The sequence below is a fragment of the Geobacter sp. genome (assembly GCA_009684525.1).
Lineage (GTDB): Bacteria > Desulfobacterota > Desulfuromonadia > Geobacterales > DSM-12255 > Geoanaerobacter.
Genome location: WKKR01000013.1, coordinates 1 through 1,653 on the forward strand (window position 1 = coordinate 1; position 1,653 = coordinate 1,653).

Here is a 1,653-nt window from a genome sequence, read left to right on the forward strand (position 1 = left end):
GGGGACATCCATGATAAGTAAAGTCAAGGGGAAAACGGAGATTTCCCATAACTTCCCGAATTGCCACCGGTAGCTTTTGTGATGCCCCTTCCAGCTCTCCAACCTTTTTAATCTCGTTCTATTGGGTCCACACGATTACGATCATGCGACCAGACATCCATGTGCCGCCTTCGGAATAATCACCTGTTGAGTACGTGGCATCGGTAACGATGTCATGCACTCAACAGGTAACCCGTTGCGGAAGATTGAGTTAGGGCCAACCCGCCGGCCTCGAAACATTATGAATGCTGTGCAGCCTCACGGCTCACATAGTCCCCAGATAGCGAGGCCCTGCGGGAAGATCGTCCTGCAAGAAGGTTATGTCTGTTCTGCTATGCCGCCGCTTTCTTCAATAACTCGAAACCGGTTTCACGCCGGTCAACCGCCAACATAAATTCAACCAGCTTGCGGGCTACCACCAGAGTAGCGCGGTTCCTGTTGCCGCGAGCCAGCTCTTTTTCATGAAGCTGGCCCAACTGTTCATTCCAGTGTGGTGCAAGTTTGGCGGCTTCAATCAGCTTGGTCTGCAAATGTTTGTTCCGTTTCTTGGAGATCGGTCCACGCTGTTCTCTACCCGCAGATTCGTGCTGATCGCTGCAAAGACCACAGTAGCTGATTACATCACGTGAAGAACTGAAGCGGGATACCTCTCCAATTTCCAGTACCCAGGTCAGCGCCATAACCTCACCGACTCCCGGTATGCTCATCAATCGTTGCACTCGCTCCCGAATCAGGTTGTTTTTTCGTAGCGCTGCTACCAGCTTCTTCTGGATGTCATCAAACATTTCAAAGCCATTTCGGCTCATCTTTAATAACGCTTTTACCGAATCCGGCACATCCTCAACTCGCTCCAAAAGAGCACCGAAGTACTTCCTGCCGTGAAGTCTTTTCTTGTCATAGATAGCGCCGACTTCCATAAGAAGACCGGACATTTTGTTCTTCATCTTGACGGCTGTGCTGACGATCATGTTTCGATAGCGCAACACCCGCCGCAGTTCCCGTAACTCTTCCGGCATCATATGGCATTCCGGTAGCAGGTTGACCCGTAACAGATCGGCAATCTTTTCAGCGTCGGCACGGTCATTCTTTTTCTTGGCTGCCGTGATCGCCTTGAGCATGGCTGGGTGAGCCACTTTCAATTCAAGAGCATGTGGTTTCAGAAAATCGTACACCCAGCCGGTAAAAATCGTGGCTTCCATGGCTCCGTGCCAGGGGCCGGGCAGTTCGACCAGCCACTTCTTCAGCGCCTTGCGTTCTGCGGCAACAATCCCCTGACGAACAAGCTCTCCGTCAATCCGTTTGATGCAGTAAGCGATTGTCTTCTTGTGAATGTCCAGGCCGATGTAGTAAATTGCATTCATGGAAGCCTCCTCGTGGTAATTTGATTCTGGACGGCATTGCCGGTCCAGCCGCTTGCTCATACAAGCATTCAATACCACCGGAGGCTTCCTCTTCAACTCTTACTTATGCATTCAAACACAATACCGATTTCACCTTGACTCTCTGGGGTGAATTCGGGGGACACAATACCGATTTCACCTTGACTCTCTGAGCGCATTCTCATATTGTTCGACCATGGCTCGCATTTCTCGAATTGTCGTCCCCGGCTATCCA

General features: G+C 50.9%; 1 protein-coding gene. It reads right to left on the reverse strand.

Going from position 1 to position 1,653, the window contains the following annotated elements:
• Positions 1-371 precede the first annotated feature (371 nt).
• Positions 372-1,400, reverse strand: a complete 1,029-nt coding sequence (locus GJT30_18745) for an IS110 family transposase (protein MSM41655.1) — start codon at positions 1,398-1,400, stop codon at positions 372-374.
• Positions 1,401-1,653: the final 253 nt, after the last annotated feature.